Here is a 16,553-nt window from a genome sequence, read left to right as displayed (position 1 = left end):
TATTTCAATCAAAACCGCAACCGATTGGAGACCTATGGCTACTAATCACGAGCTCGCGCTGTACGTTATGACCGGCTGCCCGTATTGCTTAAAGGTCAAGCACTTTTTGGCCGATAACGGCGTGACCATTCCCGAGCGCAATATCTCGACCGATTCCGATGCCGAACAGACACTCATCGCCGTCGGCGGAAAACGCCAGGTTCCCTGCCTGTTCATCGACGGCAAACCACTCTACGAATCGAGCGACATCATCGCGTGGGTGCAGGAAAACCTGCTCTAGTACGCACGCTCTGTCCGTCCAGGGCCCCAACCCATACGACCCAAACATGTACACCAGCATCCAAAGTCGACATTTTTCGACATCTTTGGATGCTGGCGTACAGCTTTTTGGTAGTCATGGACGCTCTTGGCCGGCTAATTGTTTGAGGAGACCTTTGGATTATGGCTGTTTGACGCCTCTGGAAAGGTTTCCGAGAGGGCTGTGGTCAAAAAAAGGGCAAATATGAGTACTGCTACCTGTTTAGTAGCAGCGATTTTGATCACTTCAGGAACTATTCAACGTTCCACTCGTCCGCAGACGACGTTATTTCTCCTCATATGTTCAATAAAAGTAGCTCTTAATGGGAACAAATCTCATCAGGAGCTACAATTTATAGCAAATAAATGCAACCATAATGGCAACAGTACTCATATTTGCCCTTTTTTGACCACGACCCTCCAGAATAGTCGCTGAGAGCGACACTAAATGACAAAATCCGACACTTGAACGTTCTTATATGAGTAGCCATTGAAGGACACCTAACGACTACTCCCATTCGCGACACACTGTGTCGCGAATTAAGCTGGCCCCATTACCGAAGACCAGTGAGAGCTCCTGCCCAGAATCTCAATAGCTTAATAAAGGGCTCCCCTCCGGAAGTTCAATGAGCATCCAAATTCCAAGCTGAAAAGCAAAGGAGTATCGAAGCCGTCAATGCTCATTTCCTATCGAACAGGCAGGTCAAAACAAGCTAATTAGCCCGATGAACTGCTTGTATTTTTGTCTACAAAATTGTATACAAAAAGAGAATCCGAGAACCGGCGCTCGACATTATGTCGATCGATAGGAGGCGCCATGGATGCTAAGCAGCTCGAAAAGATGATGGGGTTTGCTCCCGGAGAGTTGAAGAAAGCCGCGGAAGCCTACGAAAAAGATGAGTGGCCGAAAGGTCACACCATCAAGTTGGGAAGGCCACCAATCTCCGATGAGCCGAGCGTCGTTATATCAGCACGTGTGGGCGAATCGATTCTTGAGGCGTTTGACGAAAAAGCCAAACGCCATGGGCAAACACGCACGGAGCGGCTCAGAGAGCTCATTACACTTGATGCACTGATTGCCTAGGCCCGCTCCCCCGTCGGACCCAAACATGTACACCAGCATCCAAAGTCGACATTTTTCGACATCTTTGGATGCTGGTGTACATGTTTTTGCTACATAGTCGTTGGGGACGTCCTTAAATGACCAGTCGTTAAAGAACGCCCCCGATGACTAGTTAGCCGTGGAAGCGAGCTGTGGGTGCAAGCGGCTGTTCACGAAAGACGCGCTCGACGGCAGCGCGGTATTCGTCGACCTTTTTGGTCTTGCGTACGATCTTGTGGACGGTAGCGGGATCAGCGAAAGCGCACTTGGCGTAGAACCACCACTCCTTCATGCGGAAGACCGCATTGCCGCCAATCTCTTCTGCATATGCCGCAAACAGCGTGTCGTGGAAGCGCTGCAGCTCAGCAGCCGTTGCAGCAGGGCCGCCCTTGACCATGCGAGCCAGAGCGGGGTTCGCGAGCAGGCCACGCCCCAACATCACATGGCGCGTGCCGGGATAGGCCTCCACCAGCGCGTCCATATCCTCAAGATCAAAAATGTCACCGTTATAGGCCACGGGGAACGGCGCACGCTCCAGCGTCTCGCCATAAAACTCTTTGCGCGGCAAGCCCGTATAGCGGTCCTTCTGTACGCGCGGATGCACGATCAGCTCTGCCAACGGCATGCGGCAATACAGATCGAGCACGCGCTCGTATTCGTCGTCATTCTCCAGCCCCAGCCTGGTCTTTACCGACACCGGCAACGGCGACCGCTCGCACACATCGCTTAAGAACGCCTCGAGCTCGTCGAGATTGCGCAAGAAACCCGAGCCCTTGCCCTTGGCGACAACCGTTCCCGAAGGGCAACCCAAGTTGAGATTGACCTCGCGGTAGCCCATGTCGGCGAGCACCTGTGCCGCCCACACAAACTCGTCCGCGTTCTTGGACATCAGCTGAGGCACCACGTTGAGCCCCTGGTTATTGGCAGGATCGATCTCCTTAAACGCCTTGCCGCCAAAGCGGTTTCCCACCCGCGGCGGCGGCAAAAACGGCGTGTAATAGCAATCGAGCGCACCGAAGCACTCCGCATGCACGCGACGGAACACATGCCCGGTAATCCCCTCCATAGGGGCCAGCGAAAGGATCATCTACTCTTCTCTCATATCAACACAACAAAGGGGCCGTCCCTTTGTCACATGCATTATGCCTTGCGCTTCAGGCGATTCACAAGGAAGAGGTAGCTACTGAACGATGACCACCCTCCAGCCGCACCCCATACAACGAGGTTTAATACTTTTCCCGAGAAGTGAACGAGTGAAAACGGGCCCCCGAAGCATCGGCACTTTCGAGATGCAATTTCCTGCGGTTTTGCCAGCCAAATCCTGCGGGTTTGACGTCTAAAAATGTCGATGCTTCGGAGGTCCAAGTATGGCCGTTCACTTCTCGGAAAAGTATTAGACCTCGATTTACATGCCACTCAATGTGACAAAGTGGCTGCTCCTTTGTCACATTCGATGAAAAAGGGCACCGATGTTAGTCGATGCCCCAAAGCGGCTGCAGGTTAAGCCCTACAGCGTATGTCTAAGACGAATCGAACTATTCGTCCCAGGAGAGGTTCTTACCAGTCTTTTTTGCCAGCAGCAAGAACAGGCCGATAATAACGTTGCATGCGATGCAGAAGATGAAGACGCCCTGGAAGGAGCCGACAAGCTCATAGACCTTCATCATAACGGGCATGCCAAAGGCGCCGACGATATAGCCCACGGAGCAGATCAGCGCGAAGATGCGACCGAAATCGCGGGAGCCAAAGACATCCATAACCAAAACGGTCAGGGCAGTGCCAGCGATGACGTACATTACGTCGTTCACGCCTGCTGCGAGGATGCTGAGCGTCGAGTTGCCGCTGCTCATCATGAGCATGACAAAGGAGAGGATGGAGACAGCGAGCCAGCCCAGAATGGCCTTCGTGCTGCCGAACCTATCGCAAGTGGTGCCGACGATCGGATTGAGGAACAGATCGAAGAGCGATGCAGCGGATACCATGAAGCCGCCCACCATGGGGCTAAAACCAACCTCGGAAGCATACGTCGGGAAGAGCTGGTTCATGCAGCAAGTGAGCTGAACGAGACAGAGGAAGCCGATGCAGAAGAAGAAGGCAGGCGACTTAATGGCGCGCGCATAGCTAACGCCACGCGTGCTATCCTCGGTCGTCTCCTCGGTCTCGGTGACCGTCTCGCCCTCGACGTAGCCATAGGGCAGCATGCCCTTGTCCTGAGGCTTATAGCGAATAATCAGGACGGAAGCGGGGAGAATGAGCACGGCGGAGACGCCAGCGAGCACCAGATAGCCAGTCCTCCAGCCAGCGGCCTCGATGACAGAGGTGATGACGGGGCTCATGATGAGCATGTAAATCGAGTTCACTGCCCAAGCGAGACCGATTGCCAGGCCACCAGATTTTTTGAACCACTGGTCAATAACGTCGGACATGGCGACGCCGGTGGTGAAGGCGAAGCAAACGCCAATCAGGGCGCCAGCGGCGATGAACATCCAGACTTCGGTGTAGAAGGCCATGCCTGCGCCGGCAGCAAGCAAAATAAGCTCGACAACGGGGAGCCAAACCTTGCCAACGACCTTGGGAATGAGTTTTCCGACAAACGGAAGAGCTGCCGCAAGACCAATGAGCGTTGCGGTGAAGTAATACGAGAAGATGGAATAGTCAAACCCGAACTCCTCGCACACGGGTGCGACGAAGGAGCCCGCGATGACGCTATAGGATCCGGTCGTGCCGGCAGACATAAGGCCGAGCGCGATTACGAGAACCCATGCGTAAACCTTGCTGCTCTTTAACTTTGCATTTTCCATTGATACAGCTCCTAGAGACCCAGAAGGGCACACATAACGGCCTTGATGGTGTGCTGACGGTTCTCTGCCTCACGGAAGATGACCGAAGCGTTGGCCTCAAAGCACTCGTCGGCAATCTCAAAGCCCTCGGTGATGATTTCGCGATGGAGGTCGTTCTTGCACTGGTCGAGGAGCATTTTGCCGACACGGTGATCTGCGTTATGGACAGAGGGAAGCTCATGCATGCAGAAGATGTCGGGATTGTTGGTGCGCTTGCACAGCTCGCTGGTGACGCGATAGGGGTACAAAGACTCGGCATCGCCCAGCCAGGAGTTGTAGTCGTCGGGATCCAGAACCTCTTCGCCGCACTCGGGGTTGATGTAGCGCCACTCCTCGGTAACGATAACGTCAACGCCATCCAGGGCATCGAGGTCAGAGGTGATGGTAAAGGTCCTATTGGGAGCGTACTTGGCGTAGCAGGTCTCCACCTCTTCGATCATTTCCTTGCACATCTGATGACGGAGGTCGTCGGGGCCGATGGCGAGGAAGTCCATGTCGAGCATAGCGCACAGACGGCCATACCACACTGGGGCGCCGGCGCAGTTGCCAACGAAAGCCATCTTCTTGCCGCGGCTCGTACGCAGACCGCCCCATTGCTCTTCCATCGTAAGAGCGTCAGCGAGCATCTGAGTCGGGTGATCGCCGAGAGTAAGGGCATTGATGACCGGGATGTCAACCAGGTCGGCGACGTCATAGAGGAACTGCTCGTCCTTCTGTGCGCGGTAGACGATGAGATCGTACATGCCGTTAAAGACGCGCATGGCATCCTTGACGGTCTCGCAGTCACCCATGTGGGAGTTGGTCAGATAAGTGAAGCCCATGCCCAAATCATTGCAGGAGGTCTCGAATGCGCAACGAGTACGGGTCGAGCCCCACTCAAAGTTGGCGAGGACGTTTTTGCCGGGGAAGTAGCGCTGGTCGACACCAGACTTCTTCTGAGCCTTAAGGTTCCAGGCAAGATCGATGAGATAGCGGAAATCCTCGGAGGAGAGATCATGGATGTTGATGTAGTCGCGACCGCGGAGGCTGTTGTTCATGCCTATTTCCTTTCGAATTATTATCAAAATTATTGTTGAATGTGTCCCCGAGGAAAACACGGATATCCCTCGGGGAGCGGTACATGTGGCGCCTAAGCCAAAGAGCGCAGGCTCTAAGGCTCACTAACGACTGGCCGCCACGTCCTTAGTCCAGCAGTGCACGCCGCCGCCGGACAGGTTAAGCGCGAGGGAATCAATCATGATGACTTTGCGATCGGGGAAGCAGCTCTCAAGAACTGCCTTGGCCTGCTCATCCTTCTCTTTCACGACCTCGCTCATGCCCTCGTGGTAATAACGCTGGCCAAGAACGACGCCGTTGCAAATCAGGAAGTTGCAGTAGCTCGCTGCGGCGTAGAAGTGGACGGGGCCCTCGGGCCAGGGGGTGCCATCCATAAACTTGCCGCCCATTTCGTCGATGAAGCCCTTATAGAGCTCGTAATCTTCATCGCCAGGGGCGATAACGACTTCAATAGGCTCGGCGGTGGGCATACGAACGATCTCGAAGGGCTTGCCCTCCCAGTCCGTTTCGTTGCTCAGGATCTCGTAGGCTGCCTCAATGCGGCGACGAGACTCTGCTCCAGCCTTGCTCGAGGCTGCCTCTTCATCGGACACCTCGGCAAGAAGAATCTTGTTCGGAGTGATAAAGCGACACATCTCATCAATGTGAGCTGCAAAGCTCATGCCAAAGACGGGAGTTCCGTCTTCCTTCTCGTCGAGGATGCCCAGTCGATAGTCGTCGTCCTCGAGCATAGGCTGCGGAAGCCAGATAACCTTGTTGAGGTTGTAGATGCGCTTATACTCGGCCTCTACTTCCTCTTTCGTGAACTCGGGATTACGCTTGCGGCATTCCGTGTCCTCGATGGCGATCAGAGTGCCGTGACCGTCAAACTCGCGGTCACCGCCCTCCGAAACCATTTCGGAATTGACGATATCGAAGCAACCGAGCGCAACCGCCATGTGAACGGCTGCCTTACGTGCGGACTGGCACTCCGGGGAGTTCTTGTCCCACACGCCGTAATAGGTCCAAGCGGGGTTGACCATATAAGAATGGCCCTTGTCGTCGACCATGATGCTGGGACCGTTGTCGCGGACATAGAAGTTGGAGTCTTCGAACTGCGTGATCTCGATGCGATCGAGATCAACCCCCTCCTCCTTCAGGCGCGAGCAAGCCTCCTCATAGGAGCCGGGGGTGCCGCAATTGAGGTTGACCGTAACGTCGCCATACTCGAGCAGAGCCTTGATCACGTCAACGCAGGGCTGGCGGTTATCGTAGCCCTCTGCACGGATGTAATCGGGAAGCCATGTCACATAGACGTTGGAGCGCTTCTCGAACTCGCCCGGCATACGATAGTTCTCGTACATGGTTGGTCCTTCCGTCGGGTTTCCCGCGATGCTGTCCGGCCGCGACAATAGCGGGGTTTCACCTGCTATAGTACTACTATACCTACCGTTCGGTAGATAATTTTGAATAATTGCCGCTCGCCTACTGATACATACCGTTCGCCGTATATAGTGGTCATGTTTGGACACGAATTGATGTTCCGTTGCCATCCTTAATAATGTTGGTAGTGCGGAAGTGATTTGCAATGGAGAAATGCAGCGTGAGCACAAGAAAAAAAATATTGGACGCAATGTACGATCTTGTGGCAGAAGTCGGTTATGACAAAGCGTCTATCGGAAAGATTTGCGACTTTGTCGGTATATCCAAGCCGTCGGTGTACTACTACTTTCCCTCAAAAGAGGAGATTTTCACTACGCTCTTGGACAGCATGTTTCCGACCATTGACTATCAGCGCGACTACTCGCTAATAGTCGATAGGGACGGGTTCAAGGCCGCGCTTATCGAGCTCGGCAATTCAGTTATAGGTGGCTATCGAAGCGATGAAAAGCGCCGGCGCGTGCTGGCCGAGGTTAGCGTTCAAGCAAATCGAATTCCTGCAGTTCAGGAACGTCAAGCGACGGCGACCAAACGAACCATGGATGCGCTTAAAGACATCCTTCTTCATGGTGTAGAGATTGGCGCGTTTTCCGATAGCGCCGACGTAATGCTCTACGTACAAATTCTTTATACCGTTCTGGAGGGAGCAAGCAATACGGTCGCTCAAGGTGAGGATATTGATGAGAAAGCGGTTTGGGCGGGAATAGTCGAGCTTATGTTCAAATAAACCAGCCAAGCTGAAGCGCATGTTGGCACCCATGGTGCCTGCGGGCAACCTTTAAAACGAAAACAGGGGTCGACTCCAGTCTGGCTTGGAGTCGACCCCTGTTGCGTGGCAATCTATGCCGATGCAAATCGGCGCTTATTACTTTTCAGCAGCCTTATTGAGAAAGCCGGAAACGATAGCAAACGCAGCAATCATAAGGTTGCAGGCAATGCAGAAGATAAATACTCCCTGGAATGACCCTGCCATGCCGTAAACCTTCATCATGACCGGCATTCCAAAAGCACCGACGACATAGCCCGCTGAGCAAACGATCGAATAGATCCTTCCAAAATCGCGTGATCCAAAGAGCGAGAGGAGAAGCATCGGCATTGCGGTTCCAACGATGGCGAACATGACATCGTTTACACCAGCTGCAATGATGGAAACGGTCTCATTGCTTCCGCCAATGATAAGAAGCAGGAATGAAAGAATGCTGACACCTGTCCATGCGACCGTTGCTTTAATAGCGCCAAGCTTGTCGCATGTTTTGCCCACGAAGGGATTTAGGAAGATATCGGAGAGTGAAGCTGCCGAGACCATTAAGCTTCCTACGATAGGATTGAAACCGACCTCGCTTGCATAGGTTGGAAACAGCTGGTTCATGCAGCAGGTGAGCTGCGCCACGCAAAGCAAGAGGACACAGAGAATAAAAGACGGCGTTTTCGCGGCATCGCGGAGTGCCATGCCCGAAAGGACATCTTCCTGCTCATCGGCGCTGCAGCTCTCATGGGTTTCGGAGGCGGTCTCTCCGTACGGAAGCATATTGCGATCAGAGGGGTTAAGGCGAATGATAAATGCGCTTGCAGGCAAAATCATAGCTGCAGAAACGGCCGCAAGCACGATGTATCCCGTACGCCAGCCTTGCTGCTCGATGACCAGTGTAATGACAGGACTCAATAACAGCGTGCAGAGAGAATTAACGCCCCAAGCGAGGCCGATGGCGAGACCGGACGATTTGCTGAACCATTGGTCAATGACATCGGACATGCAGACGCCCGTTGTAAACGAAAAGCAGATGCCGATCACTGCGGCGGAGACGGTGAACATCCAGACCTCGGTGTAGAACGCCATTGCGGCGCCGGCGGCAATAAGGACGAGTTCAATGCAAATATGCCATGGTTTGCCGATTACTTTTGGAATGAAGCGACTCAAAAGCGGAAGCCCAAGCGCAAGGCCAAGAAGAATCGCGGTGAAATAGAAAGAAAAAGAAGTGTAGTCAAAGCCCAGATCTTCACATACTGGAGCAACGAATGAGCCGGCAATAATGCTATATGTGCCAGTTGTTCCGGCGGACATTAAGCCGAGCGCAATAACGACGACCCAAGCAAATGCGCCGCTTTCACGGAGACAATCTTTTTTGGCTGGTGTGGTGAGAGTCATGGTTGCTCCATTTCTATCGGCAATACATCCTATATGCCTACCGATAGGTATATAAACCAGAGGACTCTTCGTCAAGCATTAAGCGGGGAGGGGGAGTTCTTAACCTGCCGAACGGTAATTAGACCCCGTTTTCGCAAGGGTCTCAATGTGACAAAGGGACTGTCCCTTTGTCACATTATTCGGAGCGCAGGGCTTCGACGGGGTCCTTCTTGGATGCGCTACGGGCCGGCAGCAGGCCGGCAACAACCGTCAGCAGCACCGAAATTGCAATGAGCACCAGCGCATCCTGCACGGGCAGACTCATCAGGTTGGGGACCTGTTTGGCCGCAAGCGCCCAGGCATTGACCGGGAAACTCACGAGCACCACGACGACAATGGCAAAGACGCCGGCGATGAGGCCCTCGATAAAGGTCTCGGCATTGAATACGTTGGCCACGTTGCGCTTCGACGCACCGATTGCGCGTAGGATGCCGATCTCCTTCTTGCGCTCCAATACGCTGATGTAGGTGATGATGCCGATCATGATGGAGCTCACCACCAGGCTGATACCCACGAATGCGATGAGCACCAAGCTGATGGTGTTCACGATGTCGGTCACCGAGCCCATGATGATGCCCATGTAGTCGGTGTACGAAATTGCCCGATCATCGTGGCCAGCGGCTTTGACCTGCTTGTTGTACGCATCGATGTGATCGAGTACGCGCTCCTTGGCCTCAAAGTCGCGCGGGAAAATCTTGACCGAGATGGGGTCGGCCTCGTCCGCATAGCCCAGTGTGGTCAGATTGTTGTCGTAGGTGAGCTTCGACGCCTTGGCATAGCTCATCATGAGCGAACTCAGGTCCTCGGCGTCCATGTTGAAATGGATGGCACGAGCAAAGGCACTCGCATCCACGTGCATGGCGCCCGTCAAGTTGGCAAAACTTGACGACATCTGCGTCGCTATCTGTCCCATGAGCCCCGCCGCGCCTGCCTTGAGCTGAGCTGACACCGTCGCCGCAATCTGGTCGTTGATCGACTTCATCATCTGATCCATAGCCTGCTGCAGATACGGAGCCAGCTGCTTTTGCACATAGTCGGTCATCGCCTGTTGCAGGCGCTCGGCCAGGGCATCGCCGCCGAGCGCCTTGAGCTGGGCCAGGATTTGCTGCGCCGTGGCATCACTCTCAAGATACGTCGAAAATGCAGCAGCAAGCTTTGAGGCATCCTTAAGTTCTTCGGGCGTCAGCGCCTTAAACTGATCAGACTGCAAAAAGCCCTCAAACAGTTGGTTGGCAAGCGTTCCCACCTGCTGCATTTGCTCGGGCGTGAGCTCCAGACCGTCAAAGACGCCCGAGAAATCTGGAGCCGGCGCTTTGGCCATGATGTCACTAAAGTCGATATCCTTACCTACGCCCGAAAGGTCAATATCCAACCCGGACAAGTCAAGACCCGACAGGTCCATACCGCCGGCCGCGCCCGAGAGTGCAGACGCATCAAACGAGAACGCGCTCTTGAGCACCGCTTCGTCCACGCTGAACATGCTGCCCAGGTCCACGCCCTGTTTGGCTTCACTTTGCAGCTCGTCGAAGGTCTTGCCGGTAAACACGTCTGTCTCGGGGTGGGCAAGCTGCTCTTGCACAATCTGCGAATTGGCGGCGCGCTCCATAAGCTGGCGGGTCAGCGCATGCGTATAGGCAATGCCCGGAGACAACGCACTCGCATTGGCTGTCTCGTTAGGTCGCACCACGCCCACAATGTGCACGTCAATACCGTCGGCAACCTTGGCGGCCATAAAGTCGGCGTCGCCAGACATATCGGTCCACATGCCGGTCTCTTCGTTTTTGCGATAGGCATCGGCCGTCGACAGCATCTTAAACGTCGTGGACAGCGCATCGTCGTAGGTAAAATCGGTGCCAGTCTCGGGCGTCTCGGCCTTGCCGTCGGCCGCCATGACACTGCTAACCAGGTCGTTGAGCTCATCGATATCCAACGCACCGATACTGTAGAGCGTGTAATCGCCCACCGTGCCACGGCTCGAAAGCACCATCACGGCTTCGCTGGCAGACGTGGGCCAATGACCGGCGACGACATCGTACTGGCTGTCGAGCAGGCTCTGGTCGTCGATCATCTCGTTAAAGACAGAGGTTCCCATGGATTCCATGCTCACCGTTGCCGCCGAGCTCGCGTCTCCGCTCATGGCCTCAGTCATAGCGTTGGGCACCAGCCGAACGGGCTTCTCATCGCCTTTGCCGGCACGATAGACAACCGGCGATACACCGTAGCCGTACTGAATGGCGTTGACCTCTTTGTCGATACCATCGCCACCGGCATCGAGCCATGCCTTAAAGCTCGTCATGTCGTTGGACTTAACACTTGCAAACATATCCTTTACGGCCGTGACCACAGGGATCTTATCGGTTCCCTGAGCCTTGCCGTCGGTTCCGTCGTCGGACGAATCCACGTTTTCAGGCGAGTCATCATCCGCAGCCCCCTGCCCGCCCATCATGGACGACAGGTCGTAATCCTGCTTGGAAATGGTGAGTGGGTAGCTCGAGAGCGTATCCTCCTCGACCTTTTTGATGTAGCCGTTTACGCCATTGGACAGCGCCAGGATCGCCGCAATACCTATAATGCCAATCGACCCCGCAAAGGCCGTCATGGCCGTACGGCCTTTTTTGGTCATGAGGTTGCGAGCAGAAAGCCCCAGCGCCGTCACAAAGCTCATCGAGGTTTTGCGCGTAGGCTTGGCCTCACGACGCGCGGCCTTGGCAACATCAAAGGGATCGGAATCGTCGGTAATCCTGCCGTCCGCCAGGTTGACGATGCGCGTGGCGTACCGGTACGCCAGCTCGGGATTGTGCGTGACCATGATGACCAGGCGGTCGCGCGCCACGTCCTTGAGCAAATCCATGACCTGTACGGATGTCGTTGAATCCAAAGCGCCGGTCGGCTCGTCTGCCAGCACAATCTCGGGATCATTAATCAGGGCGCGGGCGATGGCTACGCGCTGCATCTGTCCGCCCGATAGCTGGCTCGGGCGCTTGTTAACGTGCTCGCCCAGGCCGACTTTCTCCAACGCCTCGCGCGCACGCTGACGGCGCTCGGCATGCCCCACGCCCGTGAGCGTAAGCGCCAGCTCAACGTTTTCCAAAATGGTCTGATGCGGAATGAGGTTATAGCTCTGGAACACAAAGCCGATGCGGTTGTTGCGATAGGCATCCCAATCGCGATCGTGAAAGTCCTTGGTCGAGATGCCGTCGATGAGCAGGTCGCCGGAATCGAAATGATCGAGCCCACCGATTACGTTGAGCATCGTAGTTTTGCCCGAACCCGAGGGACCCAGAATGGCCACGAACTCGTTATCGCGAAAAGACAGGCTCACGCTGTCGAGCGCCACCTGCGCAAACGACTGCGTAACGTACCTTTTGCAAATACCTTTGAGCTCCAACATGGACGGCAACCTCTCCTGCGCAGGCACCCTGCCCGCTCTCCCCCGCCGTTCGTATTCGACGCGTTTGTCCTACTCTATCCCCATTTTTTGCCGGCGCCAGTGAGGAATGTAGGGAACCGCGCCAAAAAACGAACGGGACGGCGCCCAAAAAAGAGGTCCCGAGCGGGACCTCTGTATGGTGGAGCTTATCTTGAAAGGGAACGGACTACTTCGCACAGCGGCGCACGATCCTCGCCATGCCTTACGCGTTTTCTACTGCTCGCTATTCGCAATCGCCTGGTCAATAAGCTTGTCGAGTGCTGCGCGCTGCTCGGCGGAGCTGATGGCTCCCACGATTGGATCCCCTACGATGTTGCCATTCTGATCGATGACATACGTTGTCGGGAACGAGAACAAATTTGACGTAAACTTACCGGCCTCGCTATCCGACTTGAACCAGATGTTCTTATATGTCACGCCCTTCTTGCTCAGCACGTCCTTGGCATCTGCGATCTCGCCCTTGTTGCCATCGAGCGTAAAGGAATTGACGCCCACGACCTGGCCGCCCTTCTCGGCAAGCTCCTGATTCAGCTTCTCAAGATCGCCCAGCTCGCCCACGCACGGCTTGCAAGTAGTGAACCAGAAGTTCATGACGGTGACCTTGTTCTTAGAGAACAGCTCGTCGCTGTTCACGTCGTTGCCATCCAGGTCCTTGCCCGTAAAGCTGGGGAACTTCGTCGCCTCGCTCGAAGCATTGGCACCAGCCGTCATGCCAGCGGTCGAAGCGTCGACGCTCTCGCCTGCACTCGGCGTGCTTCCACAGCCGGGGAACTCCTTCTCCAAGCTCTCGAGCTTGTCCTCGATCTCCTTGATCTGCTGCGCACCGGCCTTGAGTGTCTTAAGCTCATCCGCCGTAAACTCATCCTTGGCGCCTTCGATGGTCTTGAGCAGGAAATCGCCGTAATTGCTGCCGTCCTCAATCATTGCCGAGTCTTTATTTGCCGCATTGAATACCTTTTCCCACAGCGCGTTATCACTCGAAAAGATCTCGTTCTCCTTCTGCATGAGCTTCGCATACAGCTCGGCGGCCTCGTCGGCATTGGTCGGCTTCTGCGCAGTGAGTTCTGCGATCTCAGGATCGGAGCTCGCAGATTCGCTCGCATTGCCGCCAGGTGCCGAGCACGCCACAAGACACAAGGCCAGCACCGGCACCATAAACAGGGCCGCAATCTTAGAAAGCTTCATAGTCGTTCCTCCGTTTTGTCGAAGCTTGTTTACTTTTTATCGGCGGTCAAGGGGAGCTTTTCCGCCGACACATCCAGGCCATAGCGATAGCTAATGGCATCGACGGGACAGGCCCCGATGCACTTTCCGCACCGGATGCATTCGGCATGATTGGGTGCGCGGACCACATCAACGTCCATCTGACAAACCTTTGAGCACTTGCCGCACGAGACACATTTGCATGCGTCAACCCGAATCCCCAGTAGGGACACCCTATTCATAAGCGCATAGAATGCGCCGAGCGGGCAAATCCATTTGCAGAAGGGGCGATAGAACAAAACGCTCAGCACTACCACGGCAATGAGAACGACAAGTTTCCAAGTAAAGAGCTGTCCCAACGCAGATCGAATGCCGGCATTGGCAATGGCCAGCGGAATGGCGCCCTCGAGCACACCCTGCGGACAGATGTACTTACAAAAGAACGGGTCGCCCATGCCCACGTCGTTAACCACCAAGACGGGTAGCAGCACCACGGCAAACAGCAACACGACGTACTTGATGTACGTGAGCGGCTTGAGCTTTTTTGTCGAAAGCTTTTTGCCGGGAATCTTATGAAGCAGCTCCTGCAGCCAGCCAAACGGGCACAGAAAGCCGCATACAAAGCGTCCCAGCAGCACGCCGAGCAAAATGAGCGTACCGGTAACATAGTAAGAAAAGTTGAACTTGGATGAACCTACCACCGACTGGAACGACCCGATGGGGCACGCACCCGATGCCGCGGGGCACGAATAGCAATTAAGTCCAGGTACGCAGACTGTTTTTCCCGCGCCCTGATAGATGCCGCCTTTGGCAAAGTTTGGCAGGTGAATGTTGGTGACGAGCGTCGCCGCCGCCTGAATGAATCCGCGAAATCGAGCCAAAACATGCGACGCAGTGTTTTCTCTTTTATCCAATTCCGATACACTCCAAGCACAGCCTAATCGCTTTGGCCAGCACGGCATCTGCCTCGCCACGCATAACGCCAAAGCACACCATGGCAATTCCGACGATCAACAAAGCGACCTGTACCACGGGTTTTACCGCTTTGAACAACCTGACCACTCCTTTCGTTACGCGACCATTGGACCATATCGGCTATAAAATCCGTGTTAAGCGCGATTTGAAATGTGCAAGGAGACTGTTATGCGTATTTTGATCGTCGAGGACGAGCGGGCGCTGTGCGACGCAATCGCGCGCAGCTTGCGGAACTTGGCGTACAGTGTCGACTGCTGTCACGACGGACAGGAGGCGCTCGACCTACTGGACGTTGAGGCCTTCGACCTCGTGATACTCGACCTCAACCTTCCCCGTATCGACGGCATGACCGTACTCAGGGAACTTAGGAAAACCGACTGCGAGACCAAGGTGCTGATTCTGTCCGCGCGTGGCGAAGTATCCGATAAAGTCGCCGGACTCGATGCCGGCGCCAACGATTACCTCACCAAGCCGTTTCATCTGGACGAGCTTGCGGCAAGGATCCGCAGCCTTACCCTCAGACGCTTTACACAAAGCGACGTAGTTTTAACCTGCAGAAAGCTCCGCTTTGACACCAAGGCGCGCATCGCTTCCGTGGACAGCGAGACTTTATCTCTTACGCGCAAGGAAACGGGAATCTTGGAATACCTGATGCTTAATCAGGGGCGTCCGGTAAGCCAAGAGGAGCTTATCGAGCACGTTTGGGATAGCAGCGTGAACAGCTTTAGCAACGCGACCCGCGTTCATATCTCGTCACTCCGCAAAAAGCTACGCATCGCTTTGGGATACGACCCGATTCGCAATCGGATTGGAGAGGGCTACGTTATGGAGGATAGCGAATGAAAAGGCTTTCGTTGCAATGGCGCATAACGATTATGACGGCACTGCTCACGTGCGCTGCGTGCGTGCTGACGAACTGCCTGGTCGGCTATACGGGCATGCGCTACATGGATGCTATCGGCAGCGACGTCTCGGCCCTTAGCGCAGCCGGCGAAGATTCGCCCCAGGCGTTCGACCCAACGAAAGCGACCCTCGATGACGAGGTCACGATCGTCGTAAACGACGCACAAGAGTCTTTTGGCACGACAGCCTGGTGCATCACGGCTGGAGTCACACTCCTTGGCGGCGTGCTGGCATACTTTGTGAGCGGCCGTGCGCTCAAACCGCTACGAGCTTTTGCCGCCCAGGTTGAGCGTGTGCAGCCTGACAACCTAAGCGAAATCAGACTCAGTGAAGATGTGCCCACCGAGCTACAACGATGTAGCGCCTCTTTCAACGACATGATCGCCCGTCTTGGCGAAGGGTTCTCTGCACAGCGTCAGTTTACCGGCAACGCCGCACACGAGCTGCGCACCCCGCTCGCCCTTATGCAAGCACAGATTGAACTATTCATCTCCGAGCACTCCGGTTTGCAACCCGAAACAGCCGAGCTGCTCGGCCTGCTACAAGAACAAACCGAGCGCATGTCTCGAATGACCAAGGTATTACTCGAGATGAGTGAGCTCCGCAGCGTTCCTTGCGAGGACGATGTTGAACTCGGTCCCTTGTCCGAAGAGGTCCTCACCGACCTTGCGCCACTTGCCGAGAATAAGGGCATAGCCCTCAATTGTGCTGGAGACGCTTTGACAATCGGAAGTGATACGCTCCTCTATCGGCTGGTGTTCAATCTGGTCGAAAACGCCATCCGTTACAGCCGCCCCGGCTCGAATGTCGACGTCTCCATCTGCGACAACGACAGCCACGTGTTCCTGCGAGTCGAGGACCAGGGTCCGGGAATACCCAAGCAGTACCGTGAGAGCATCTTCCAGCCGTTCTTTCGTCTAGACAAATCCCGCAGCAGGGCATACGGCGGCGCAGGACTCGGGCTAGCGCTTGTTTGGGAAATTGCGGCGCTTCACGGTGGCACGGTAGAGGTCGAAACAAGTTCCGAGAACGGGACCACCATGCTCGTAAGCCTTCCAAAACGATCCGCAGCGTTAACCGAACAGCAAAACTAGAACGAGGCCCAGTGGGTCCCGCCCTTACAAAACCCGAAGGCTTTCCATG

General features: G+C 55.0%; 14 protein-coding genes. 5 read left to right on the top strand and 9 right to left on the bottom strand.

What is annotated here, in order from left to right; all coding sequences use genetic code 11:
- Positions 1 to 34 precede the first annotated feature (34 nt).
- Both I2H19_RS04125 and I2H19_RS04120 read left to right on the top strand, forming a co-directional pair.
- Positions 35 to 280 carry a glutaredoxin family protein gene (locus I2H19_RS04125; RefSeq protein ID WP_117763676.1) on the top strand — a complete coding sequence of 82 codons (246 nt, stop codon included), beginning with the start codon at positions 35 to 37 and terminating at the stop codon, positions 278 to 280.
- Between the two features lie 834 nt (positions 281 to 1,114).
- The gene (locus tag I2H19_RS04120) at positions 1,115 to 1,381 is read left to right on the top strand and encodes a ribbon-helix-helix protein, CopG family (RefSeq protein WP_055309982.1); all 267 of its coding nucleotides are present in this window, start codon (positions 1,115 to 1,117) and stop codon (positions 1,379 to 1,381) included.
- Positions 1,382 to 1,532: 151 nt separating this feature from the next.
- Here the strand turns inward: I2H19_RS04120 and I2H19_RS04115 are convergent, their stop codons facing one another.
- The 4 genes from I2H19_RS04115 to I2H19_RS04100 all read right to left on the bottom strand — a co-directional run bounded on the left by I2H19_RS04115 (position 1,533) and on the right by I2H19_RS04100 (position 6,638).
- Positions 1,533 to 2,486 (bottom strand): tRNA dihydrouridine synthase, encoded by a 954-nt coding sequence (locus I2H19_RS04115; RefSeq protein WP_117840389.1) that lies wholly within the window; start codon positions 2,484 to 2,486, stop codon positions 1,533 to 1,535.
- Positions 2,487 to 2,934: 448 nt separating this feature from the next.
- A complete protein-coding gene (locus tag I2H19_RS04110; protein WP_006234574.1) occupies positions 2,935 to 4,200 on the bottom strand; it encodes an MFS transporter in 1,266 nt (421 codons plus the stop codon).
- An 11-nt stretch (positions 4,201 to 4,211) separates the two neighbouring features.
- Positions 4,212 to 5,276, bottom strand: coding sequence for an ornithine carbamoyltransferase (locus I2H19_RS04105; protein WP_195621442.1), 1,065 nt, complete (start codon positions 5,274 to 5,276; stop codon positions 4,212 to 4,214).
- Positions 5,277 to 5,399: 123 nt separating this feature from the next.
- Entirely contained in the window at positions 5,400 to 6,638 is a 1,239-nt protein-coding gene (locus I2H19_RS04100; protein WP_148346582.1) for an agmatine deiminase family protein, read from the bottom strand.
- A 239-nt stretch (positions 6,639 to 6,877) separates the two neighbouring features.
- On the opposite strand from I2H19_RS04100, the gene I2H19_RS04095 reads away from it, so the two are divergent.
- Complete coding sequence (locus I2H19_RS04095; RefSeq protein WP_022094929.1) at positions 6,878 to 7,441, top strand: TetR/AcrR family transcriptional regulator; 564 nt, start codon at positions 6,878 to 6,880, stop codon at positions 7,439 to 7,441.
- Positions 7,442 to 7,579: 138 nt separating this feature from the next.
- Here I2H19_RS04095 and I2H19_RS04090 read toward each other — a convergent pair whose 3' ends face one another.
- From I2H19_RS04090 to I2H19_RS10155, 5 genes are all read right to left on the bottom strand, one after another.
- Complete coding sequence (locus I2H19_RS04090) at positions 7,580 to 8,860, bottom strand: MFS transporter (RefSeq protein ID WP_117840391.1); 1,281 nt, start codon at positions 8,858 to 8,860, stop codon at positions 7,580 to 7,582.
- Between the two features lie 175 nt (positions 8,861 to 9,035).
- Positions 9,036 to 12,290 carry an ATP-binding cassette domain-containing protein gene (locus I2H19_RS04085; protein ID WP_195621440.1) on the bottom strand — a complete coding sequence of 1,085 codons (3,255 nt, stop codon included), beginning with the start codon at positions 12,288 to 12,290 and terminating at the stop codon, positions 9,036 to 9,038.
- A gap of 252 nt (positions 12,291 to 12,542) precedes the next feature.
- Positions 12,543 to 13,514, bottom strand: coding sequence for a TlpA family protein disulfide reductase (locus I2H19_RS04080; protein ID WP_195621439.1), 972 nt, complete (start codon positions 13,512 to 13,514; stop codon positions 12,543 to 12,545).
- A 29-nt stretch (positions 13,515 to 13,543) separates the two neighbouring features.
- A complete protein-coding gene (locus I2H19_RS04075; RefSeq protein ID WP_195621438.1) occupies positions 13,544 to 14,446 on the bottom strand; it encodes a 4Fe-4S binding protein in 903 nt (300 codons plus the stop codon).
- The gene (locus tag I2H19_RS10155; protein ID WP_254179316.1) at positions 14,439 to 14,510 is read right to left on the bottom strand and encodes a CD1871A family CXXC motif-containing protein; all 72 of its coding nucleotides are present in this window, start codon (positions 14,508 to 14,510) and stop codon (positions 14,439 to 14,441) included. Before I2H19_RS10155 ends, I2H19_RS04075 begins: the two co-directional genes overlap by 8 nt.
- A gap of 147 nt (positions 14,511 to 14,657) precedes the next feature.
- On the opposite strand from I2H19_RS10155, the gene I2H19_RS04070 reads away from it, so the two are divergent.
- Both I2H19_RS04070 and I2H19_RS04065 read left to right on the top strand, forming a co-directional pair.
- A complete protein-coding gene (locus I2H19_RS04070) occupies positions 14,658 to 15,350 on the top strand; it encodes a response regulator transcription factor (RefSeq protein WP_138111720.1) in 693 nt (230 codons plus the stop codon).
- Positions 15,347 to 16,504: a HAMP domain-containing sensor histidine kinase gene (locus I2H19_RS04065; protein WP_195621437.1), complete on the top strand. Its 1,158-nt coding sequence runs from the start codon at positions 15,347 to 15,349 to the stop codon at positions 16,502 to 16,504. The genes I2H19_RS04070 and I2H19_RS04065 overlap by 4 nt, the downstream gene beginning before the upstream one ends.
- Positions 16,505 to 16,553: the final 49 nt, after the last annotated feature.

It is taken from the genome of Collinsella aerofaciens (assembly GCF_015560135.1).
In the GTDB taxonomy this organism is placed as follows: domain Bacteria; phylum Actinomycetota; class Coriobacteriia; order Coriobacteriales; family Coriobacteriaceae; genus Collinsella; species Collinsella aerofaciens_AN.
This window is presented reverse-complemented; position numbering and strand designations above follow the sequence as displayed.